The 667-nt window shown below is 63.6% G+C and carries 1 protein-coding gene; it reads right to left on the reverse strand.

What is annotated here, in order from left to right; all coding sequences use genetic code 11:
- Positions 1 to 558 (reverse strand): transposase (locus AC3WLD_RS18830; RefSeq protein ID WP_492558398.1); only part of this gene is annotated, 558 nt, incomplete at its 3' end.
- Positions 559 to 667 lie beyond the last annotated feature (109 nt).

The raw sequence follows: 667 nt of genomic DNA on the forward strand, positions 1-667 counted from the left end.
CACGGCGCCGAAGAACGCACATGCCGAAACGTGCCCGTCGAGGAAAGCCTCGGTCGTCTCCGCCGGATAGGCCTTCACGAAGCAGGCATCCGACTGAGGCAGGTCCATGCAGAAGAAATGCACCTTCTGCCGGACGCCGCCGATCACCCCCACCGCCTCGCCAAAATCCACCTGCGCGTGGCCCGGTGGATGCGCCAGCGGTACGAACGTCTCGCGGCTGCGCGCTCGGCACTGCCGAACGTAATCCTTCACCACCGTGTAGCCACCGCCATAGCCATGCTCGTCGCGCAAACGCTCGAATATCCGCTTGGCCGTGTGCCGCTGCTTCACCGGCGCTATCCGGTCCTCCGCCAGGATCCGGTCAATCACCGGCAGCAACGGCCCCAGCTTCGGCTTCGCCACCGGCTTCGTGCGCGTGTAGCCCGGCGGCAGCGAGAACCGGCACATCTTGGCAATCGTATCACGGCTCAGGCCAAAGACCTTCGCCGCCTCACGCTGACTGTTCCCTTCCACAAACACAAAACGGCGAACCGCTGCGTAGACCTCCACGGCAAACATCCCTGGCCGCTCCAAAAAGAGCAACCTTATCCAATGGCCGGTTTTTACACCGCCGCGCTCAGCAAAACGCCGGCGCTCCATTGGCCTGGTTTGTCACCGCCATGCACAG

The sequence above is a fragment of the Novosphingobium sp. FW305-C-111 genome (genome assembly GCF_058783565.1).